This window comes from Mycobacterium sp. NGS50, assembly GCF_059812545.1.
The window spans coordinates 1-20970 of the sequence record NZ_JCALCW010000054.1 but is presented as its reverse complement, the minus strand read 5'-3'; the positions used below and the strand labels follow the sequence as shown (position 1 = coordinate 20970).

19 protein-coding genes are annotated in these 20970 nt (G+C 67.8%); 4 read left to right on the top strand and 15 right to left on the bottom strand.

Annotated features, from left to right (window positions below):
* Window positions 1-36: 36 nt before the first annotated feature.
* The 9 genes from AC5Y36_RS24660 to AC5Y36_RS24620 all read right to left on the bottom strand — a co-directional run bounded on the left by AC5Y36_RS24660 (window position 37) and on the right by AC5Y36_RS24620 (window position 9491).
* On the bottom strand, window positions 37-897 hold the full coding sequence (locus AC5Y36_RS24660; RefSeq protein ID WP_500043602.1) for an alpha/beta fold hydrolase: 861 nt from the start codon (window positions 895-897) through the stop codon (window positions 37-39).
* 118 nt (window positions 898-1015) lie between these two features.
* Window positions 1016-2071 (bottom strand): 2,3-butanediol dehydrogenase, encoded by a 1056-nt coding sequence (locus tag AC5Y36_RS24655; RefSeq protein WP_500043601.1) that lies wholly within the window; start codon window positions 2069-2071, stop codon window positions 1016-1018.
* A 16-nt stretch (window positions 2072-2087) separates the two neighbouring features.
* A complete protein-coding gene (locus tag AC5Y36_RS24650; RefSeq protein WP_500043600.1) occupies window positions 2088-3629 on the bottom strand; it encodes an FAD-binding protein in 1542 nt (513 codons plus the stop codon).
* Window positions 3630-3642: 13 nt separating this feature from the next.
* Window positions 3643-4149, bottom strand: a complete 507-nt coding sequence (locus tag AC5Y36_RS24645; protein WP_500043599.1) for a VOC family protein — start codon at window positions 4147-4149, stop codon at window positions 3643-3645.
* A gap of 2 nt (window positions 4150-4151) precedes the next feature.
* Window positions 4152-5273, bottom strand: a complete 1122-nt coding sequence (locus tag AC5Y36_RS24640) for an alpha/beta hydrolase (protein ID WP_500043598.1) — start codon at window positions 5271-5273, stop codon at window positions 4152-4154.
* On the bottom strand, window positions 5270-6034 hold the full coding sequence (locus AC5Y36_RS24635; protein ID WP_500043597.1) for a glucose 1-dehydrogenase: 765 nt from the start codon (window positions 6032-6034) through the stop codon (window positions 5270-5272). Before AC5Y36_RS24635 ends, AC5Y36_RS24640 begins: the two co-directional genes overlap by 4 nt.
* Window positions 6034-6831, bottom strand: coding sequence for an SDR family NAD(P)-dependent oxidoreductase (locus tag AC5Y36_RS24630; protein WP_500043596.1), 798 nt, complete (start codon window positions 6829-6831; stop codon window positions 6034-6036). The genes AC5Y36_RS24635 and AC5Y36_RS24630 overlap by 1 nt, the downstream gene beginning before the upstream one ends.
* A 36-nt stretch (window positions 6832-6867) precedes the next feature.
* Complete coding sequence (gene lipP1 / locus AC5Y36_RS24625; protein ID WP_500043595.1) at window positions 6868-7851, bottom strand: LipP1 family hormone-sensitive lipase; 984 nt, start codon at window positions 7849-7851, stop codon at window positions 6868-6870.
* A complete protein-coding gene (locus AC5Y36_RS24620) occupies window positions 7851-9491 on the bottom strand; it encodes an AMP-binding protein (protein ID WP_500043594.1) in 1641 nt (546 codons plus the stop codon). Before AC5Y36_RS24620 ends, lipP1 begins: the two co-directional genes overlap by 1 nt.
* A gap of 160 nt (window positions 9492-9651) precedes the next feature.
* Here AC5Y36_RS24620 and AC5Y36_RS24615 point away from each other — a divergent pair, with 160 nt between their 5' ends.
* The gene (locus AC5Y36_RS24615; protein ID WP_500043593.1) at window positions 9652-11070 is read left to right on the top strand and encodes a wax ester/triacylglycerol synthase family O-acyltransferase; all 1419 of its coding nucleotides are present in this window, start codon (window positions 9652-9654) and stop codon (window positions 11068-11070) included.
* On the opposite strand, the gene AC5Y36_RS24610 is transcribed toward AC5Y36_RS24615, so the two are convergent.
* Window positions 11050-12078, bottom strand: a complete 1029-nt coding sequence (locus tag AC5Y36_RS24610) for an acyl-CoA dehydrogenase family protein (protein ID WP_500043592.1) — start codon at window positions 12076-12078, stop codon at window positions 11050-11052. The genes AC5Y36_RS24615 and AC5Y36_RS24610 overlap by 21 nt on opposite strands.
* A gap of 87 nt (window positions 12079-12165) precedes the next feature.
* On the opposite strand from AC5Y36_RS24610, the gene AC5Y36_RS24605 reads away from it, so the two are divergent.
* Both AC5Y36_RS24605 and AC5Y36_RS24600 read left to right on the top strand, forming a co-directional pair.
* Window positions 12166-13554 carry a WS/DGAT/MGAT family O-acyltransferase gene (locus AC5Y36_RS24605; protein ID WP_500043591.1) on the top strand — a complete coding sequence of 463 codons (1389 nt, stop codon included), beginning with the start codon at window positions 12166-12168 and terminating at the stop codon, window positions 13552-13554.
* Window positions 13551-14636, top strand: a complete 1086-nt coding sequence (locus AC5Y36_RS24600; RefSeq protein ID WP_500043590.1) for an acyl-CoA dehydrogenase family protein — start codon at window positions 13551-13553, stop codon at window positions 14634-14636. The genes AC5Y36_RS24605 and AC5Y36_RS24600 overlap by 4 nt, the downstream gene beginning before the upstream one ends.
* 42 nt (window positions 14637-14678) lie before the next feature.
* Here AC5Y36_RS24600 and AC5Y36_RS24595 read toward each other — a convergent pair whose 3' ends face one another.
* From AC5Y36_RS24595 to AC5Y36_RS24575, 5 genes are all read right to left on the bottom strand, one after another.
* Window positions 14679-15530, bottom strand: coding sequence for an IclR family transcriptional regulator (locus tag AC5Y36_RS24595; RefSeq protein WP_500043589.1), 852 nt, complete (start codon window positions 15528-15530; stop codon window positions 14679-14681).
* Between the two features lie 79 nt (window positions 15531-15609).
* Window positions 15610-16404 carry an SDR family NAD(P)-dependent oxidoreductase gene (locus AC5Y36_RS24590; RefSeq protein ID WP_500043588.1) on the bottom strand — a complete coding sequence of 265 codons (795 nt, stop codon included), beginning with the start codon at window positions 16402-16404 and terminating at the stop codon, window positions 15610-15612.
* An 8-nt stretch (window positions 16405-16412) separates the two neighbouring features.
* A complete protein-coding gene (locus tag AC5Y36_RS24585) occupies window positions 16413-17189 on the bottom strand; it encodes an SDR family oxidoreductase (protein WP_500043587.1) in 777 nt (258 codons plus the stop codon).
* 31 nt (window positions 17190-17220) lie between these two features.
* A complete protein-coding gene (locus AC5Y36_RS24580) occupies window positions 17221-17478 on the bottom strand; it encodes a hypothetical protein (RefSeq protein WP_500043586.1) in 258 nt (85 codons plus the stop codon).
* Window positions 17479-17481: 3 nt separating this feature from the next.
* Window positions 17482-19143 carry an FAD-binding protein gene (locus tag AC5Y36_RS24575; RefSeq protein WP_500043585.1) on the bottom strand — a complete coding sequence of 554 codons (1662 nt, stop codon included), beginning with the start codon at window positions 19141-19143 and terminating at the stop codon, window positions 17482-17484.
* Window positions 19144-19273: 130 nt separating this feature from the next.
* Here AC5Y36_RS24575 and AC5Y36_RS24570 point away from each other — a divergent pair, with 130 nt between their 5' ends.
* Window positions 19274-20872 (top strand): flavin-containing monooxygenase, encoded by a 1599-nt coding sequence (locus tag AC5Y36_RS24570; RefSeq protein ID WP_500043584.1) that lies wholly within the window; start codon window positions 19274-19276, stop codon window positions 20870-20872.
* Window positions 20873-20970 lie beyond the last annotated feature (98 nt).

Sequence of the window (20970 nt, the reverse complement as noted above, 5' to 3'; positions counted from 1 at the left end):
GGTTACCAGGGCAGTTTTGCGTCTGCTCGCCAGCCGTCAGGGACGGGTCAGGAAGTCCAGCACGACGCGGGTGAACGCGTCCTTGGCCTCGATCATCGTCCAGTGCCCGCAGTTGGGGAACACATGGAACTCGGCGTTGGGGATGGTGCGCATCGGGATGAGCCCCATGTCCAGCGGGCTGACCCGGTCGTCGCGGCCCCAGGTGATCAGCGTCGGGGCCTGGACCCGGTGCATCGTCGCCCACGGCTGCGGTCCCTTGGAGGCCTGCATCATCTTGGTCATCGCGGTGTACGCCTCCTTGCCGTACATCCGGCGCGCACTGGCCAGCGTGTCGGGATCGGTGGCCAGCGTCCAGCGCTCCTCGATGAGCTCGTCGGTCACCAACGCCGGGTCGTACACCATCGAGTGCAGCCAGCGGATGAGCCTGTCCCGGGTGGGGTCGTCGACGAACTCCTGCAGCAGCCGGATACCCTCGGCCGGCCCCGGGACAAGCAGGTTGGCGCCGATGCCGCCGATGGTCACCAGGCGACGAACCCGCTCCGGGTTGCCGGTGGCGAAGTTGATCCCGACACCGCCGCCCATCGAGTTGCCGACGATGTCGACGCGGTCCAGTCCCAGCGCGTCCAGGAACGCCGGCACCGCGCCGAACGCGGTCACCATCGGGTGGCCGCCGAAATCGTCGCTGACGCCGAAGCCCGGGAACTCCAGCACCAGGCAGCGGAAGTTCTCGGCGAACGCCGGCAGCACACCCCGGTAGTTGCGCCACCCGGTCACCCCGGGCCCCGAACCGTGCAACAACAACAGCGGCGGCCCGTCCCCGGCCTCGTGATAGCGCAGCACACCCTGTTCGGTGGTCACCTCACGCAACGTGTCTTCGTGGCTCAGCTGTGTCGTCATGTCTCTCCCTAACCTTCAACTTTCATCGCCGAGATCGACGGCAGCGCGGAAAACTCCGGATGCGAACCACGCTAACGTCGATCTGGGCGTGCCAGACCGCCGGGGTCGGAATCTGAACTCACTGGGTGACCAGGATTTTGACCTCGGTGTCGCGCCCTTCGCCCTGCAGCAGATGAATTCCCTTGTCCAGCACTTCATCGAGACGGATCCGGCTGGTGACCAGTGCCGCCGGGTCGATGCGCCGGTCGGCGATCGCGTCGATGACGGATTGGAAGTCGTCGCGGGTGTAGGCGTAGCTGCCGGTGCAGGTCTTCTCGGTGAGCATGAACAGTCCCGGATCCAGATCGACGCCGCCGTGATACATCGCGACCACCACGGTGGTGCCGCCCTTGCGTAGCGCGTCGAAGGCCGCCCCGAACGTGCTCTGCCCCACCCCGGCGGCATCGAACGACGCGTCGACGCCGCGGCCGCCGGTCGTCTCGCGCGCGTATCCGGCTGCGTCGACAGCGGTCGGGTCGATGACGTCGGCCCCCAGTTCGGCCGCCAGCCGGCGGCGGCGGGTGCTGACCTCACTGATGATGACGCGTTGCACGCCTTGGGCTTTCAGGCACAGCAGCAGCGCCAGCCCGATGGGTCCGCCGCCGACGATCAGCGCGGTCTGGCCGGCGCCGATGCCGCTTTGCCGGACGGCGTGCAGCGCCACGCTCAGCGGCTCCACCAGCGCGCCGGTTTCCGGGGTGAACCCGTCGGGCAGCACGAACACCTTCTCCGCCGGTGCCACCACGTACTCGGCGAATCCGCCTCCGCCGCCGTTGACACCGAGAAACCCGCCCTGCTCGCACAGATTGGGCTCACCGCGTACACATGCCGGGCAGGTGCCGTCTTCGATGTTCGGTTGCACCGCCACCAATGCGCCGACGTCCAGGCCGTCGACCCCGGGGCCGACCTCGGCGACGTAGCCGGAGAACTCATGGCCCAGGACATGCGGTCCGCGTTCCCCGAACAGGGGATGCTGCCAGTCGACCGGGACCGGCGCGGTCTCGTAGAGCGACACGTCCGACCCGCAGATCCCGGTGCAGGCAAGCCGGATCTTGACCATGCCGGCACTGACCGCGGGTTCCGGGATGTCGTCCAATCGCGCGTCGGCCACACCGTACAAGCGCCAGCACCGCATGGTCGTACCTCCTCGTCTACCGCCGGTCCAGCATGTCTCGCACCGCCAGGTGGCTGAACAGCATGCTGGCCCCGATCGGGTTGCCACCGCCGGGATAGGCGGTGCCGCTCGGCGCGGCCATCGTGTTGCCGGCCGCGTACAACCCCGGGATCGGCTGCCCCGCCCCGTCCAGCACCCGGGCGGCGGTGTCGGTGCGCAGCCCGCCCTTGGTGCCCAGATCGGACAGACCGAACACGGCCGCGTGAAACGGTGCGCGCTCGAGCGAAACCAGCGGCGATGCGCCGGCCGAGAAGGCGCGGTCGTAGGCCTCGTCACCGCGGCCGAAGTCCTCGTCGACGCCATCGGCGACAAACGCGTTGAACCGCTTGACCGTTTCCACCAGGTTCTGCGCCGGCACGCCGATCAACCCCGCCAGTTCTTCGAGGGTGTCCGCGGTGTGCCACAGGCCCGCCTCGACATAACGCTCGGGCTCGACCATGGAGACGTTGGTCGCCTTGACCGGCGGAACCGCGCCTTCCTTGTCGTCGTAGATCATCCAGTACGGCAGGGTCATCGACCCGTCCTGCATCCGGTCGAGAATGGCCCGGCCGATGCGGTCATAGGGCGCGGATTCGTTGACGAACCGCTGAGCGTCCTGGTCGACGAAGATGCCGCCGGTGAACCACAGCGCGAACGCCGAGCGCCCGTCCGGGTGCGTCATCCCCGGCGACCACCACGCCTGTTCCATCAGGTCGGTGTCCGCCCCGACCGCGATCGCCGCCTCGTGGGCCTGCCCGATGTTTCCCCACGGCCCCATGGTGTCTCGCGCGACGCCCGGCACACTGTAGCGTTGCCGCATCGCGTCGTTGCCCTCGAAACCTCCGGCGGCCAGTAGCACGCCGCGGCGCGCCCGGATGGCGCGGCGCTCCCCGTCGGTCTCGACGACGGCGCCGAGCACACCGGTGTCGTCGCTGACCAATTCGACCAGGGCGGTGTTCAATCGCATCGACGCGCTCGGATAGTTTCCGGTCGCCTTGAGGAAACGGGCGATCAGCGCACGGCCACCGATGAAATAGTCCTCGGGCGGTTCGGTGCCGAACCGGTCCGCATCGAGCGGACCGCGCACCTGATCCCGCAGCTCCGGCGCCTTGGCGACCGCCAGTGGTTTGGCGGTGATGTGACGCTGGCCGTCCAGTCGCGCCTTGGGCGCCTTACCGAAGTAGTCCGGCCACGGCAGCACCCCGAACTTCATGTCGGGGTCTTCCTCGAGGTAGGCGATCAGCGGTGCGCCGCCGCGCACATAGGTTTCCTGCAGCTCGAGCGGTGTGCGGTCACCGACCACCGCGTGGTAGTACTCCAGCGCGTCCTCGATGGTGTCGTCGGTGCCGGCGCGCAGCAGCACCGGGTTGCACGGGAACCACACCCCGCCACCGCCGGAGTAGGCGGTGGTGCCACCGAATTTGTCGGTCGCCTCGACCAGGATGACGTCGAGTCCCTCCCGGGCCGCGGTGTAGGCGCCGGTGACGCCACCGCCGCCGGACCCGGCGACCAGCACGTCGCATTCTTCGTTCCAGTTCATCGTGTGTTCCCGTTCAGCCTCGGATGGGGTCGGAGCCGTCCCAGGTGCGGGCCTGGTCGATACCGTGCGCGATCATCTGCTTCATGGCTTCGTTCTGGATGTATTCGAAGACGACGCCGGGTTGGGCCGGGGACTCGACGTAGGCGATCCGGGTACCCGGCCCCTCCGCCGCGAACAGCACCTGCAGACCCTCCTCGCCGGCTGCCGTCACCGACGCTTCGAGATCATCGGTGAGCCAGGCGATGTGGTGCGGGCCCAGCTTCGGCTCACCGGCTGCCGTTTGGTACGGCGACGGGGTGCGCGACGTGATCTGCATCAGTTCGATCTGCGTGCTGCCGGTGTAACCCATCGCGACGTCCATGGTGACCACGGTGTCCTGCCCGGCGTATCGACCGTTCAGCGTGGCGCCGCGAAAGACGGTCCACGGCCCGATTCCGGTTTGCGCCACCCACGCTTGGATGCTGCTGTTCAGATCGGCGACAACGTAGCCGATCTGGATGGCCGGTTCTGGCGGTGGCATCGTCAGCCCTCGGCGGTCCGGCGAAAGTCGGGCGTCTCGTCGAACGTGGATCCGCCCGACCTCAACGCCGAGAATCGGTCGGCGACCAAGCCCCTGGCCTTGCGCGACCATACGAACCCGACGTGCCCGCCGTTGAGCCAATCCAGTCGGCATAACTGCCAGGCGGCCTGCAGCGCCAGGGGATGATCGCCGGGGATCAGCCGGTCACCGCGCGCCGCCAGGATGGCCCGACGGTCCAGGGGCAGCAGCGGTTTGGCCGCCACCGGGGAAACGACGGTGAAGACGTCGCGTGCCGCCGCCGATTGCAGCGCATCCAGATATGCCGGGGGCGGGTTGTGGTGTGCCATCAGTTCGGGCACGTCGACGAACGGAATACCCGCAACCACACAGTCGAGCGGTTCGATTCCGGCCAGCAGCGACGCCAGATAGCCGCCCAGCGACAGCCCGTACACGCCGACCGGCGCTCCGCTGGATTCCCGGATCCAGCCGACCAGCCGGCGAATGTCCCAGATCGCCTGGCTGATGGAGTGCAACGTCAACGCCAGATCCATCGACAGCAGCTGGTCGTCGCCCGGCATCCGGCGCGGCCCGTGGAACGGCAGCACCGGCACCGCGACATTGAACCCGAGTTCGCGGTGCAGATAGGTTCCCCACACCAGGCTCATGTCGAATCGGGATGTGCCCATGCCGAATCCGTGCAGGCACACCACCCAGGGCGCGCCCTCGTCGCGGTGGCGAAGCAGCCGGACCACCACGGTGTCGTTGCCCTCGGTGGCCGCCCAGCGCTCCGCGCCGGGCTCGATCTCGCGGGGACGGAATCCCGAGGCGAACGTGATGGTTTCGTGGCGGTACGGAACGGACAGCGTCTCGTGCGACGTGAACTCGCTGTCCCGCAACGGAGGCGCCGTGCGGTGGTATGACCGGGGGTCCGTCAGCCAGCCCTGGTTCTGGAACAGCACCGCGGCCTTCGTCATCTCCGCCATGTTCCGGTCCGCCGCGTCCAGCGGTGGATTCTTCGGCTGGCGGCTTCGGATGTAGGCCAGCACCGCCTCGTCGAGGGCGATGTGCGGCGTCAGTGCCATCCGTCCGGCCCACTCCTGCGCGAACGGCAACTTGATGCTCACGACGGAACGATCGGCATACGGCCCGCGCTCGCGCCGCCGTCCACCGCCAGATCGGCGCCGGTGATGTAGGACGATGCGTCCGAGGCGAGGAATGCGACCACGTCCGCGACTTCCTCGGGCACTCCGACCCGGTTCAGCGGGGCACCGGGGTGACCGCCGGGACCGCGGACCACCTCGAGGTGCGCGACCATCGGGGTGTCGATCATTCCCGGAAACACGGTGTTGACCCGAATCCCGAAGGCGCCCAGCTCGAGTGCGGCGACCTTGGACATGCCGCGCAGCCCCCATTTCGAGGCGCCGTAGGCGCTGTAGCCGGTCAGGCCCTGCATGCCGGCCTGCGAGGACACGTTGATGATCGAGCCGCCGCCGGCCGCCTTCATCGGCTCGACGACCGCCTGCATGCCCAGAAACGGGCCGATGAGGTTGACCCGCAGCATCGTCTCGAAACCGTCCGCGCTCTGCTCGACGAGCGGCACGTTGCGACAGATCGCGGCGTTGTTGACCAGGATGTCGAGGCGGCCGAATTCGCTGACGGCGGTCTCGACCGCGGTGGCCCAGCCGCTTTCGTCGGCGACGTTATGTTGCAGGAACCGCGCCGTGTCGCCGATCGATGCGGCCACCTCCTGGCCCTTGTCGGTCAGGACGTCGGTCAGCACCACCCGGGCACCGAGCTCAGCGAACAGCCGGGCTTCCGCCGCCCCCTGCCCCTGGGCCGCGCCGGTGATGATCGCGACCTTCCCGGACAGGTCGACACCCGCCATCAGTCGCTGTCCTGATCGATGCCGGTCAGCATGAGTTCGGAGACCCGGCGGGGGAATTCCGTCATCTTGGCCATCGCAACGATGTTGCGCGGCATGATGACGTGCCGGCGGTTGCGTTCGATCGCGACGGCGATGGCGTCCGAAACCGCGACCGGGTCCAGCGACTCGCGCGGAATCATCCGCCAGCGCATGGACCGCTCGATGGTGCGCCGGGCCGGGCCGAATCCGCGGATGTTGTCGATCATGTCGGTCTTGACCTCGCCGATCTGCACCAGGGTGGTGCCGACCGGCTTGCCGCGTAGTTCCATGCGGATGCCGGCGGTGAAGTGGCTCAGTCCGGCCTTCGACGTGCCGTACAGGGTCAGCCCGGGTCCCTGCGAGATGGCCCCCATTGACGACACGTTGACGATGTGGCCCCGCCCGCGCTCCACCATGCGCGGCATCACCTGGCGGCAGATCTCCATCGGGGCTGCGAGGTTGACCTGCAGCAGGTTTCGAATCTGGTCGGGAGCGACCTGGTGGAATCGGCCGACGTGGTCGATGCCGGCATTGTTGATCACGATGTCCAGCGGACCGTCGGCCTCGACGCGGTCGATGAGGCCCTCGACGGCCGCCGGGTCACCCAGGTCGGTCGGGTATGCCTTGCCGTTGAGCTCCTTGGCCAGCACCTCGAGGGCATCGCCGTTGCGGGCCACCAGAGCCACGTCGACGCCACGTGCGGCCAGCACCTCGGCGATGGTCTTGCCGAGTCCGCGGCTGGCACCGGTGATCAGCGCCCGGCTGTTCTGCAGTTTCATGGCGGCCCTTTCGATTTCTGATTGGTTGACGATCGTTTAGGAGGTCGTGCTGCCCAACGCGTCGCGCAGGATCGCGCACACGTCGTCGTTGGCTTCGCGGGCCGCCGGAAGGTGGTCGGCGAGATTGAAGAAGCCGTGGAACCCGCCGTCGTAGCGCTTCACGCTGGCCGGAACCCCGGCATCCCGCAATCGTTGGGCGAAGTCCTCGCCCTCCTCACACAACGGGTCCAAGGCGCCGGTGACGACGTGCGCGGGCGGCAGCCCGGCGAAGTCACCGAGGATGGGCGAGGCCAGCACGTCGGTGCGGTCACCGTCGGCTCCGAGATACTGCTGCGTGAACCACTGCATGTGCGATCCGGTCAGGACGCCGTTTTTGGTGTGCTTGCTGGCGGCTGACGATTTGCGCCGCTGGTCGACGACGGGATAGATCAGCACCTGGAATGCGATCGCCGGTCCCCCACGGTCGCGGGCGAGCATGGACACCACGGCTGCCAGGTTTCCTCCGGCGCTGTCGCCGGCGATCACCAGCCGTGCCGGGTCGCCGCCGAGTTCGTCGACGTGCTCGGCCACCCACTCGGTGGCGGCCCACGCGTCGTGCACCGCGGCCGGGAACGGGAACTCGGGCGCCAGCCGGTAGTCGACCGAAACCACCACCGCCCCAGCACCGTTGGCCAGCAGACGGCAGCAGGAATCGTGCGAGTCGAGATCACACAACACGAAACCGCCGCCGTGGAAATAGATCAGCACCGGCGGGCGCTGGGCGGATTCGCCGGCACCGAACGGGAAGTAGATCCGCACCGGCAGCGTTGCGTCGCCGCCCGGTCCCGGGATGAGACGTTCCTCGACCCGGGCCACCGGGACGGGCCGCGGGGGTCGGCGGCTGGCCTTGATGCTGGCGCGAACTTCTGCCGCGTTGCCGTTCCCGGCGGCGATCGACGCGAAGGCCGCGCTCATCCGCTCAGCGATCTCGCGCTTCATCGAGTCGGTGGTGGGCTTCTCCGCGCCGTCGTCGGCACTCATCACGCTTCCCCCTCGGTCAGCTTGCCACGTAACAACTTCCCGGTGGCGTTGCGCGGCAACACATCGAGGAACTCGACGTCCCGCGGCACCTTGTAGCGGGCCAGATTGGCCCGGATGTAGTCCTTGACCTCGTCGGCGGTCAGCGCGGAGCCCGCGGTCCGCACCACATACGCCTTGAGGCGCTGCCCGAAGTCGGGATCGGCGACCCCGAGTACGGCCGCCTCGTCGACCTCGGGATGACCGCAGATCAAGTTCTCCACCTCGAGCGGGTAGACGTTCTCACCACCGGAGATCACCATGTCGTCGTCGCGGCCGTCGACGTAAAGCCGTCCGGTTTCATCGAAGTGGCCGACGTCGCCGCTGGACAGCAGCCCGTCGATGACATCCTTGCGCCGGCCGTCGGTATAACCGGAGAAGCTGACGCTGCTGCCGGCGAAGATGCGGCCGATGACCCCGGGAGCGGTGATCTCGGCCCCGTCGGAGTCGTAGAGCCGCACCGCGCATCCGACCGGCGCCCGCCCGGCGGTGCGCGGGTCGTGACGCAGATCCTCCGGCATCGCAACCGTCATCACGGCCAATTCGGTTGAGCCGTAGAGGTTGTAGAGCACCGGACCGAACTCGTCGAGAGTTCGCACCACCAGATCCGGCGCCACAGCCGAGCCGGACGCAAAGATGATCCGCAGCGACGAGGTGTCGTAGCGGGCACGAACCTCGTCGGGCAGGGCCATGATTCGCTGCAGCATGGTGGGCACCACGACCAGCACGTTGCACCGATACTCGGCGATTGCCCGCAGTGTCGCCTCGGGATCGAATTTGCGGCGCAGCACCAACCTGTTGCCCAGCGCCAACGACAGCACGGCCTGTCCCAGCCCGGTGCCGTGGAAGATCGGTGCCGCCAGCATGCAGGTCTCGTTGCGCCGACGCGGAACCCGGTCCAGCAACTGCGCGGAGAACAGCGGCGAGGTTTTGCCCCGCGGCGCACCCTTGGGTGTTCCGGTGGTGCCGCTGGTCAACAGCGTCAACCCGCCCGGTTTGGCCGGCGCGGGCACCGCCTCGGTCGACGTCGACCCGATCAGCGCGGCCAGCGAGCCCTCGCCGGCCGAACCGTCGGCGGTGAAGGCGACCACTCGCCGTACCTCGGGGTCCACCGCGGACAGCAGATCGGTGAACTCCTCGTCGTGGACCAGCACTGTGACATGTTCGCGTTGCGCGACGTCGGCGAGTTGGGGTTTGGCGAATCCGGTGTTCATCAGCAGCACCTGCGCGCCGATCTTGTTGGCCGCGGCCAGCACGATGATCAATCCGCGATGGTCCCGGCACAGCACGGCGATGACGTCGCCGGCCCCGATACCCTGTCGGGCCCAAACCCGGGCCAGCGCGTTGACCTGCCCGTTGAGTTCGGTGAACGTCAAGTCGCCGAGTTCGTCAGTGACCGCGATCGCGTCCTTGTTCTTGACCGCCGCGGATTCGATCACACCGGCGAATCCGCCGTAGCTGCGGACGAATTTCGCCGAACGGACACCGTCGACGAGGCCGCCGGACAAGCCGGCCTCACGCAGAACTTTGAGGCTGCGGACGGTGACCTTGAGCCGGTCCGCAGCGCCGGTCACGCTGGCGCGGTGGGATTTCACGGGCTTCACGAGGTGCACCATATGGCCGCAGGTAGGAGGCCCGGACCGCTGCGTCTCACTAGTCGAGACAAATTGCCTCCTGCGACACACGGTGCGTGTAGAAGTGATTCATGCCACACGCCGGTGGCAGGGACGAACGTATCAGTCGGTTCAGCCAGTGAGGTGAGAAATGCGGCGCCTGAAGGGTGAGGACAATAGTTTCCTCGCGTGGGAAAACGACGTGCAATCGCAGTACACGATCAAAGCCGTCGTACTCGACCCCGGTCAGGGACGGGAGCCCGTCACCTTCGACACCTTCCGAGCCGCGGTCCCGGCGTTGGTGGAACACGTCGAGCCGCTGCAGTGGCAGCTGCTGATGCCGCGCTTGGGATTTGGCCGGCCGTGGTGGGTCGCGCGGCCGCGCATCGACCTCGGCTACCACGTCCAGCGCACCGCGGCCGCGGCACCAGGCGGGGATCGTGAACTCGCCGCGGTGATCAGCCAGATCATGGAGGCCCCGGCCCGGCGCGGCTGCCCGCCGTGGCAGCTGTGGTACGTCGACGGCCTGGCCGACGGCCGGGTGGCGTTCGTGCTGAAGGTGCACCATGCCATCGCCGACGGGATGGCGTCGCGGCGCCTGCTCGAGACGATCTACAGCGCCGACCCGCAGGCGCCGCTGCCTCAGCCCAAACCGGCAGCCGTTCCCGACGAACAGCGCCCGGCGCTTCGGACCTGGCTACCGATGGTGCTGCGGCATCAAGGCGCGGCCGCACTCAACTTCCCCCGCATCATCGCCCGCACCGCGCGGGTCACCAACGTCATCCGTCGCCGCCAGAAGGCCGGCAAGCCGGGCTACGCCGCCGCCTTCGCCGCTCCCGGCGTCCGGTTCAACGCGCCGCTGACCGCCGACCGGAAGTTCGCCTATCAGGGCTGCGACATCGCCACCATCAAAGAGGTCAGTAAGGCCTTCGACGTCACGGTCAACGACGTGTTCCTGGCGATGTGCAGCGGAGCGCTGCGCGAGTTCATGGACCGTCACCAGGAACTGCCGGAGGAAACCCTGACCGCCGTCGTGCCGGTCTCGATGCGACCGCCCGGCGCCGAGACGGAGTGGGGCAACCACGTGTCGCGGTGGAACGTGGTACTCGCGACCCAGATCGCCGATCCCGTCGAGCGTCTGCACACCATCGCCGACGCCACCAAGACCGCCCGTGAGGTGCAGGCCGAGCGCGACGCTCTGCTGCAGCACGACTGGATGGAGTACTGGCCGCTGTTCTGGCTGTACTCCCGCGCGCTGCCGCTGGTCGGTGAGCGGGTCAGCCGCCGGCCTACGTTCAGCCTGATCGCCTCGAACATGCGGGGTCCCCAGCAGCGTCTCTATTGGGCCGGGGCGCCGATCGAGAAGCTCATCTCGACCGGGCCGCTGGTGTTCCCGATGGGGCTGAACTTCACCGGGTGGAGCTACCAGGACAAAATGACCATCGGGGTGCTCACCTGTGGTGACCATGTCGCCGACCCGTGGGAGATCGCCGACGGTCTGCCCCGGGCGCTCGCCGAACTGGCGGCCCTGGCGCCTGCCGCGCCGGAGTCAGCGAACAAGGCCGTCTGACACGCCGTCCAGCAGCCACGTCGCAAGCCGGAAACAGGCCTGGGTGCCCTGCCAGAGCCGAGTGACCGGGTCGGACGCCACCAGCGCGTGCCGGCGGCTGCTGGCCAACAGGTCATCGGCCGCGTCCCGTGCGCGGGTGGCAGCCTGCTGCTGGTCCCATGTCGCCGCGCGCAGCGCCGCTAGGTCACCGGCGGCCTCGATCGAGGCGCTCACCTGGAGCTTGGCTGCGTCGATGTCGGACGCGGCCCGTCCCACCTCGACCGTCGACGACGGCCGATCCATCACGTCTTCGCTGCCATAGGACGCCGAGAGCCGCTGGCGGATCTCCCGGACGTGCAGTTGCCACACCCCGTCGGCGGCCCCGACCACAGCAGCCGCCGCCCCGGCTCCGGCCAGCACCGAAACGGGCGCCGCGAAGATCCGGTCTGCGGGGACCGCGACATCGGTGACCGTGACATCGCAGATGTCGGTTGCGAACAGCCCCGACGGGTTGCGGGTCGGCTCGGTGTGCCCTTGGCCGCGGGGCAGCAGCACCCGGCAGCTGCCGGCGTCCCCAGCGGCGGTCAGCAACAACCAATCCGCCAGATCAGCGCCGGCGACGGAATGCCAGCGTCCGCTCAACCGGGATTCCCCGCCGTCGGCCACCAGCCGTCCCTCTGACCGGAACCCGGGCGCGACCAACGCCGTCGGGTCAGCGCTCCACACGTCGTCGGCCACGGCACCGGGCAAGCCGGCGACCGCGTCTGCCGCCGCATTGAACATCGCGGTGAGCCAACCCAGCGATCCGTCCAGAGCAGCCAACTCCCAGATCGCCGCGACGAATTCGTCACCGCCCAGACCCAGACCGCCGTACGGCGTCGGCTGCAGCATGTTCCATCCGCCGCACTTTTGTAACGCAGCGATCAATTCCGGTGCCGACGGCTGCTTTTCGCCGCCTACGACGAGGATCGGTGCCACCGCGTCGAGAATCACGCGCGCGGCGCTGTTCGCAGTAGACGGCCCAGTCATTCCCACCTCCTCGGGCGCAATGACGAATGCTATCCAATTTGCCCCAAACCGAGATGCAGTTACGCCGCGGTTCACTAGCCTTGCCGTATGAAGCGACTTTCGGGCGTAGATGCGGCGTTCTGGCATGCGGAGACTGCGGGATGGCACATGCACGTCGGCGCACTCACCATCTGCGACCCCACTGACGCCGCGGACTACAGCTTCGAGCGGGTTCGCCAGCTGATCATCGAGCGCCTGCCGCAGATGCCGCAGCTACGGTGGCGGGTCGCCGGTGTTCCATTGGGTTTGGACCGGCCGTGGTTCGTCGAAGACGAGGATCTGGACCCTGACTTCCATATCCGCCGCGTCGGCGTGCCCGCCCCCGGTGGGCGCAAGGAGCTCGAAGAGCTCGCGGGTCGGCTGCTGTCCTACAAACTCGACCGATCCCGGCCACTGTGGGAACTGTGGGTGATCGAAGGAGTCGAAGGCGGCCGGGTCGCGACGCTGACCAAGATGCACCACGCCGTCGTCGACGGAGTCTCCGGAGCCGGTCTGGGCGAGATTCTGCTGGACATCACCCCGGAGACGCGGGCCGCCTCGGAGGACACGGTGGGCTCGCTGGTCGGCAATCAGATGCCAGGGATGGAACGCATGGTGTTGGGTGCGCTGATCAACGTGGCGGTCAAGACGCCGTACCGGATCACCAGACTGGTCGAACAGACTGTGCGCCAGCAGCTTGCCACGCTGGGACTCGCCGGCAAGCCGCCGGGATTCTTCGACGCCCCGCCCACCCGCTTCAACGCCAGCGTGTCCCCGCACCGGCGGATCACCGGCGCCCGGGTCGACCTGGCACGGGTCAAGGCCGTCAAGGACGCCTACGGCGTGAAGGTCAACGACGTGGTGCTGGCCATGGTGGCCGGGGCGGTCCGCGACTATCTGCTCAAGCGCGGTGAGCTTCCGGACAAGCCGCTCGTCACCCAGATTCCGGTGTCCACCCGCGGTCCGGAGACCAGCGGCGAGGTCGGCAACAAGATCAGCTCGATGACGGTGTCGCTGGCCACCGATGTCACGGATCCGGCCGAGCGGATCAAGACCATCTACGAAAGCACGCAGGGCGCCAAGCAGATGGCCAAGGCGCTCTCGGCGCACCAGATCATGGGATTGACCGACACCACCCCGCCCGGGCTGTTGCAACTGGCGGCGCGCGCCTACACGGCCAGCGGCCTGTCCAAGAACGTCGCCCCGATCAACCTGGTGGTGTCCAACGTTCCGGGACCGCAGATCCCGCTGTATATGGCGGGCGCCAAGGTCGAATCACTGGTTCCGCTCGGCCCACCGGTGATGGATGTGGCACTCAACATCACCTGCTTCTCGTTCGTCGACTACCTGGACTTCGGATTCGTGACCACTCCCGAGATAGCCCCCGACATCGATGAGATGGCTGACGCATTGAGCCCCGCACTGGCGGAGTTGGAGCGCGCCGCCGGCATCGCATGACGCTCGAGGCGATCCGTTCACTGCTCCCTGCCATCGCCGAGGCTGCAGCCGATGTCGACCGCAACGGAGCCGTCGACGCCGGCATCATCTCGGGCCTGCACGACACGGGTTTCTTTGCGATGCTGCGGCCTACCGCATTCGGGGGCCTACAGGTCGAGCCGGAGGAGTACCTGATCGCCAGTTGCGACATTGCGGCGGCCTGTACCTCGACGGGCTGGCTGGCGGCGATGCTCGGGGTGGCCTCCTGGCACCTGGCACTGTTCGACGAACAGGCACAGCACGATGTCTGGGACAAGGACCCCCGAGCGCTGTTGTGCGAGTCCTACGCTCCGACCGGACGGCTGGAACGCGTCGGCGGGGGTTTCCGGTTATCCGGGCGGTGGACGCGTTGCGCGGGTGCTCACCACGCGTCCTGGCTGATGGCCGGCGCTGTGCTGGTCGGCGAGGACGGCGCCGCCCAGGATTTCACCGTCGCCCTGGTCCCCCGTGAAGAGTTCACGATCGAGTCGAACTGGAATGGCTTGGGACTGTGCGGGATCGGCGCCGATGAGGTGGTGGTGTCGGGTGCAATGGTGCCTGAGCACCGTACCTTCGGGGTCAGCCAGCAGCCCCGCGCCACCCTTGCGCCGCTGTACCGCCTGCCCCAGACGGTGCTGTACACCCATGCCGGGACGGTGCCGGTGATCGGCGCCGCACTCGGGTTGCTGTCAACGCACCGCCCGGATATCGCCGGGCCCCTGGACCCGATCGCCACCGCACGCGCCGGAGTCACCCTGTCGATACGCCAAATACGGCGCAATATCCGTGAATTCATGCAGTGCGCCGTCCGGGACATGTTCCCGGACGCCGAACTGCTGTTACGCGGGCGCCGGGACCAGGTGGTGGCGTTCGAACGTGCCGCGCAGGTGGTCCGCTGGTTTGTCGAGCAGTGCGGACCCGACCTCGACGGCGACGGAACCCTGGAGCGGGTGTGGCGTGATGTGCAGACCGCCCGCATGCACGTATCCAACGATGCCGAACGGGTGCTGTCGGTTGTCGGTCAGTTCGCGTTCGGGATGAAGGTCGACGAATTCATCTTGTGAGCTGCACCCACGACGGCGGCTCTGCCGCGCCTGCGACACGCATTAGACCCACGCATCAGAGGTCAAGGTGCGCAGCACCCGCGACAGCATGGTGTCGGTTTCGCTGACGGGCGCTTGCGAACCCCGCACGGCCGCTTCAGGATCCGAGCGGCCCAGATGATGAGAAATGCGGCCGGCGGCACGCATGACGAAGGGCGCGGTGCGTTGTAGCCGGTGCATCGGCAGGGCGCCGGTCAGCGACAGGCCCGCCACATCCCCGTCACCGGTGCGGATCGGTGCCGCGACGCTGGAGAGTCCGACCGCCAGTTCCTCGTTGTCGTATGCCAGCCCGTGACGAGACCGGATGCGGGTCAGCTCCTGATGCAGGGTGGCCAGATCGGCGATGGTGGTCCGGGTGAGTTTGCGCAGCGGCCCGCTGAACACCGAGTCGACCTCCTCCGCCGGAAGCTGCGCCAGCATTGTCTTGCCCAATGCGCTGGCATGCGCCGGAGTGCGGCCCGCGACCCGGGTGGGCATCACGACTGCGCTGCGCCCGGCGACCTTGTCCAGGTACACCACTTCACCGCCGAGCAAAACGCCCAGGTGGACCACCAGTCCGGTGTCGGCGTGCAGCCGTTCGAGTGTCCGGGAGGCGACGGCACGCAGTTGGGAGTACTCGACCATGCGGGTAACCGGCAGCGGGGAGGCCGCCAGCCCGTAGCCGTCGGGCCGGTGGCGCAGCAGCCCCGAGGAGTGCAGCTGGTTGAGGATGCGGTGAACCGATGACCGGGGCAGCCCGGTGCGCGACACCACCTGGTCCAGCCGCAAGTACTTGCCGGGCTCGTCGAACACGTTCATGATCAGCGCGACCCGGGCCACCATCGAGGTCGGGGGGTCGGGAGCAACGCGGGCCATAGCCCCCACGATCCCACGCCGCCCGTCGCGGCGAGGCTGAAACCACGCCGGACCACCTTCGTGAGTTGGACGCACCACGTTATGTGTGCGCGCCTCCGTCGATGCGGATTTCGGTGCCGGTGATGTATGCGCCGTCATCGGATACCAGCATCGCGACCACGCTGGCGACCGCGGACGGATCACCCATCGGAGCACCGCTGCTGGCGGTCAGTGTGGTGGGCAGCTGCGGGGACAGCTTGGCCAGCAGCGACCAGTCGGCGTCGGCGGGCAGGTATCCGGCGGTGGCGTCGGTGATCCCGGACTTGATGCCGCCCGGTGCCACACAGACCGCCCGCAGCCCCTTCTTGCCGTACTCCAGCGCCAGCGTATGGGTCATGGATTGGATGCCGCCCTTGCTGGCCGCGTAGGCCGCCATGTACGGGTGCGCGAACTCCGCCGAGGTGGAGCTGAAATTCACGATCACGCTGCGCGGATTGGCCAGCAGCGCCGGCACCGTCTCGCGGATCACCAGGAAGGTCCCGGTGAGGTTGATGCCGATGATCTGATTCCAGGCGTCCAGGGTGGTTTCGTGGGTGTGCGACGCGCGCAGGATTCCCGCCGCGTTGACCACCGAGTCCAGCCCGCCCAGGGTGTCGATGGCGCTGCGCACACCCTCGACCACCGAGCTTTCGTCACCGATGTTCATTTCCAGCGTGGTGAGCCGGCCATCGACGCCCTTCTCCTGCGCCTGCGCCCGGGTCTTCTGCAGCCCGTCGGCAGCAACGTCCGCGCCGACCACCTTGGCGCCCTCGTCCAGCAGTCGCAGCACCGTGGCCGCTCCGATCCCCGACGCCGCGCCGGTCACCAGGATCCGGTGGTTTTCCAGTCTCTTCATCTCGGCTCCTATTGGCCCATCGCGTATTTGACAGTCGGTCCCGCGGTCCAGCCGCCGTCGACGGCGATCTCGGCGCCGGTCACGTAGGAGGCCTCGGTGGACAGCAGGTAGGTGACCGCACCGGCGATCTCCTCCGCAACCCCGACCCGGGTCATCGGGGTGTTCGGGTAGTTGCCCTCGCCGAGTTGGATGCCGACTTCGGCGGTCATCGGGGTGTAGGTCATGCCGGGGTGCACCGAATTGACCCGGATCCGGTCGGGGCCGAGTTCCACCGCGGCGATCTTGCTCAGACCGCGCACACCCCACTTGGAGGCGCCGTAGCCCGCGGTCAGGGCCAGGCCCATCAGACCGGCGGCCGACGAGATGTTGACGATCGAGCCGCCGCCGGCGGCCCGCATCGGCGCGATGACGGCCTGGATTCCGTTGAACACGCCGACCAGGTTGATCTCCAGCACGGTGCGGAAATGCTCGACCGGTTCGTGCTCGATGAACTGACCGGTCGCGATGCCGGCGTTGTTCACCAGTCCGGTGACAGCACCGAATTCGGCGACGGTGTAGGACACCACGTCCGCCCACTGGCCGGTGTCGGTGACATCGAGATGCGCGTAGCGCGCGGCCGCACCGAGTTCCTCGGCCAGCTTGCCACCCTCGTCGTCGAGCAGGTCAGCAATGACCACCTTGCCGCCCAACTCGACGATGCGACGGGCGAACGCCGCACCGAGCCCGCGCGAACCGCCGGTGACCACGGCGACCACGCCGGACAACCGGTCCGAATCTGCTGTCATGTCAACAACTTCCCTTCGTTGGTTCTGGTGGTCATGTCAATGTTCTGAGGGTCGGCTCGTGCCGTTCTGAGTCCACGCGCAACGCCCCCGACTCGACGGCGCGATCGATCGACGCACGCAACTTGGGGCAGGTCGGAATCCACATGCTGTGTTCGCCCCCGGCTGCGCGGCGGGCGAACTCCGGACACGTCGACTCGGCGTCGGTGAGCCATTGCACGCTGGTGTGCACATCGCTGAACTTCTCCACCAGTACCCGGTTCGAGCATGCGTCGCAGTGCAATTCCTGCACGGCTCAGCTCTCCCGGGCGGCATGGCGGGCCGCGATGAAACCAAACACCATGGCGGGCCCGATGGTGGCGCCGGCACCGGCGTAGTCGTGACCCATCACCGCGGCCGAGGTGTTTCCGGTGGCGTACAGGCCGTCGATGGCACGGCCGTCCGCACGCAGCACCCGTGCACTCGCGTCGCACACCAGCCCGCCCTTGGTGCCCAGGTCGCCGGCCTGGATGCGCACCGCGTAGTAGGGCGCACGGTCGATGGCGTCCATGGTGGGCTGCGGGAGGGTGGGGTCGCCGTAGTAGTTGTCGTAGGCGCTCGCCCCCCGGCCGAAGTCCGCGTCTACGCCGCTGCGCGCCAATCCGTTGAAGCGGTTGATGGTCTGGGCCAGATGCCCGGCCGGGACGCCGATCGCGGCGGCCAACTCGGCGACCGTGTCGGCGCGGTGCATCACCCCGGAGGCGAACCAGGACTTCGGGAACTTCTGGCCGGGCAGCACACCCCCGAACTGGTAACGGTTCTTGGCTCTGCCGTCGAAGATGAACCAGATCGGGTCGTGACGTCCGGCGAGCTGAGTGTGCACGAAGGTGACGTACGGCGCCGCCTCGTTGGTGAAGCGCCGACCGGTCTGGTCCACGATGATCGACCGTGGAATGGAGCGCTCGGACACCAGCACACTCATCACGCCGTCGGGCCTCTTGAAGGCAGGCATCCACCAGGCGTCGTCCATCAGATCCAGCGTGCCGCCGACCGCACTGCCCGCGACGATCCCGTCGCCGGTGTTGTCGAGCGATCCGGCGCTGTAGTTGTCGGTGCCGCCCTCGCGCAGGTACTGCTTGCGCATCTCCGGGTTGTGGTCGAACCCGCCGGTGGCCAGCAGCACGCCACGGCGGGCGCGGACGCGGAACTCCGCACCGTCACGTTGTGCGCGAACGCCGATCACGGCGCCGGTGTCATCGGTGATCAAAGACTGCATCGGTGTGTCCAGCCACAGCGGGACTCCGGCTTCGGCCACCGCCAGGCGCAGGCGCCCGATCAGTGCCCGGCCCAAAGTGTCCATATGCCGGCGCAGGACCACACCCTTGATCGCGCGCCAGCCGGCTCGCAGCGCGGCTCGCCGGCCGGCCCAGGTGCGCATCACCATGTTGAGTCGGGCGAACTCTTTGGAGGTGATGTAGAGCCCCGACGGCGTGGCCAGCGCGGCCGGCCGCAGCAGCGCCTCGTCGGCGCCGAGCTTGCGGAGGTTGAACGGCAGCGGCTCGATGGTGCGTCCGCGCGGCCGTCCGCCGGGTGCTTCGGGGTGGTAGTCGGAGTACTCGCTGCACCACTGGAACCTCAGGTGCTTGCTGCTGCGTTCGAGGAACTCCATGGTGGCCGGCCCGTTGTCGATGAACGCATCGATGTTCGCCGAGGGGACGCGGTCGCCGACGACGGCGTCCAGGTAGGCCCGCACATCGGCACGGGAATCGTTTTGGCCCGCTCGGCGCAGTGTCGGATTGTTCGGGATCCAGATGTTGCCGCCGGACAATGCGGTGCTGCCGCCATACACTCGCGACTTCTCGATGATCACGGTGTCCAGTCCGTTGGCTGTCGCGGCCAGCGCGGCGGTGAGTCCCCCGCAGCCGCTGCCGACAACCACGAAGTCCACCTCGTGATGCCAGGTGGCCGGGTCGGCCATGGCTCACCTCCCGGGCTCGGTGGTCTGCTGTAGTGCAGACAACCACACCGGGTAACACCACCCATCCCGTTTCCCACCTAGCGAGACAAACCCTGTTCCAGACTCCGAGGTCGCCGGTAGTTTGCTTGCCATGACCAAGTCCGTTGATGTCGTAGTGATCGGTGCCGGTTTCGGTGGCCTTTACGCGATCCACCGATTCCGTCGCGACGGTTTGTCGGTGCAGGCGTTCGAGGCCGCCGACGGTGTGGGCGGCGTCTGGTACTGGAACCGCTACCCCGGGGCACGCTGCGATGTCGAGAGCGTCGACTACTCGTACTCGTTCGACGACGATCTGCAGCAGGAGTGGAACTGGAGCGAGAAGTATGCCACCCAGCCGGAGATCCTGGAGTACGTCAACCACGTCGCGGACCGGTTCGACCTGAGACGTCACATCAAGTTCGGCACCCGGGTCACCGAGATGGTCCTCGACGAGGCGACGCTGCGCTGGGAGGTCCGCACCGACGCCGGTGACGTGGTGTCGGCCAGGTTCTGTGTGCTGGCGGTCGGCCCGCTGTCGAACGCGAACGTCCCCGCCATCGACGGGCTGGAGACATTCGGCGGACAGGTGTATCACACCGGACGCTGGCCGCACGAAGGCGTCGACTTCACCGGTAAGCGGGTGGGTGTGATCGGCACCGGATCCTCTGGCATCCAGGTGATTCCGCCCATCGCCGAGCAGGCCGCGCACCTGAGCGTGTTCCAGCGCACCGCGAACTACAGTGTGCCGGCGGGCAACATCCCCCTCGATGAGGCCACCCGGCAGTCCCAGAAGGACGGCTACGCCGAACGCCGGCGACTCTCGATGGACAGCGGCGGCGGCTCACCGCACCGACCGCACCCGAAGTTGGCCGTCGAGGCTTCCGAAGAGGAACTGCGGGAGGCCTACGAGAAGCGCTGGCAGCTGGGCGGTGTGCTGTTCGCCAAGACGTTCTCCGATCAGACCACCACCGTCGAGGCCAACGACACCGCGCGGGTGTTCTGGGAGGAGAAGGTGCGCGCGGTCATCGACGACCCGGCGATCGCCGAGCTGCTGATCCCCAAGGATCACCCCATCGGCACCAAGCGGATCTGCACCGACTCCAACTACTTCCAGACCTTCAACCGCGACAACGTGTCGCTGGTGAATCTGCGCGCCACGCCGATCGAACGCATCGATGCGGGCGGCCTGCACACCTCCGATGCGTACTACGAACTGGATGCACTGGTGTTCGCCACCGGCTTCGATGCGATGACCGGCTCGGTCGAGAAGCTGCGCATCGTCGGCCGCGGCGGCCAGACGCTGAACCAGGCATGGGCCAACGGCCCGAGCTCCTACCTGGGCCTGGGAGTTCCGGGCTTTCCGAACCTGTTCAATCTGACCGGTCCCGGCAGCCCCTCGGTGCTGGCCAACATGGTCCTGCATTCGGAGTTGCACGTCGACTGGATCGCCGACGCGATCGCATACCTGGCCGACCACGAGGCGACCGCGCTTGAGGCGCGTCGCGACGCCGCGACCGCGTGGGGTGCCGAGTGCGAGCAGCGCGCAGCGGGAACCCTGATGCTGCAGGCGAACTCCTGGTATCTGGGCGCCAACATCCCGGAACGGCCCCGGGTATTCATGCCCTTCATCGGCGGTTTCGGCGTGTACGGCGAGATCATTGCCGGGGTCGCCGAGGCCGGCTACAAAGGATTCGATGTTCTCGAGGCGTAGCCGCCTCGAGAACATCGATTACACGCCCAGCGTTCTCGAGGCGTAGCCGCCTGAGCGTCCTGGCGGCTCGAGCGTGAATCCATGGCGGGTTTGCAGCC

Coding starts and splice junctions, on each gene's coding strand:
- AC5Y36_RS24660 (WP_500043602.1), bottom strand. CDS start 897: ATGACGACACAGCTGAGCCACGAAGACACGTTGCGTGAGGTGACCACC.
- AC5Y36_RS24655 (WP_500043601.1), bottom strand. CDS start 2,071: ATGCGGTGCTGGCGCTTGTACGGTGTGGCCGACGCGCGATTGGACGAC.
- AC5Y36_RS24650 (WP_500043600.1), bottom strand. CDS start 3,629: ATGAACTGGAACGAAGAATGCGACGTGCTGGTCGCCGGGTCCGGCGGC.
- AC5Y36_RS24645 (WP_500043599.1), bottom strand. CDS start 4,149: ATGCCACCGCCAGAACCGGCCATCCAGATCGGCTACGTTGTCGCCGAT.
- AC5Y36_RS24635 (WP_500043597.1), bottom strand. CDS start 6,034: ATGGCGGGTGTCGACCTGTCCGGGAAGGTCGCGATCATCACCGGCGCG.
- AC5Y36_RS24630 (WP_500043596.1), bottom strand. CDS start 6,831: ATGAAACTGCAGAACAGCCGGGCGCTGATCACCGGTGCCAGCCGCGGA.
- lipP1 (WP_500043595.1), bottom strand. CDS start 7,851: ATGAGTGCCGACGACGGCGCGGAGAAGCCCACCACCGACTCGATGAAG.
- AC5Y36_RS24615 (WP_500043593.1), top strand. CDS start 9,652: ATGCGGCGCCTGAAGGGTGAGGACAATAGTTTCCTCGCGTGGGAAAAC.
- AC5Y36_RS24610 (WP_500043592.1), bottom strand. CDS start 12,078: ATGACTGGGCCGTCTACTGCGAACAGCGCCGCGCGCGTGATTCTCGAC.
- AC5Y36_RS24605 (WP_500043591.1), top strand. CDS start 12,166: ATGAAGCGACTTTCGGGCGTAGATGCGGCGTTCTGGCATGCGGAGACT.
- AC5Y36_RS24600 (WP_500043590.1), top strand. CDS start 13,551: ATGACGCTCGAGGCGATCCGTTCACTGCTCCCTGCCATCGCCGAGGCT.
- AC5Y36_RS24595 (WP_500043589.1), bottom strand. CDS start 15,530: ATGGCCCGCGTTGCTCCCGACCCCCCGACCTCGATGGTGGCCCGGGTC.
- AC5Y36_RS24590 (WP_500043588.1), bottom strand. CDS start 16,404: ATGAAGAGACTGGAAAACCACCGGATCCTGGTGACCGGCGCGGCGTCG.
- AC5Y36_RS24585 (WP_500043587.1), bottom strand. CDS start 17,189: ATGACAGCAGATTCGGACCGGTTGTCCGGCGTGGTCGCCGTGGTCACC.
- AC5Y36_RS24575 (WP_500043585.1), bottom strand. CDS start 19,143: ATGGCCGACCCGGCCACCTGGCATCACGAGGTGGACTTCGTGGTTGTC.
- AC5Y36_RS24570 (WP_500043584.1), top strand. CDS start 19,274: ATGACCAAGTCCGTTGATGTCGTAGTGATCGGTGCCGGTTTCGGTGGC.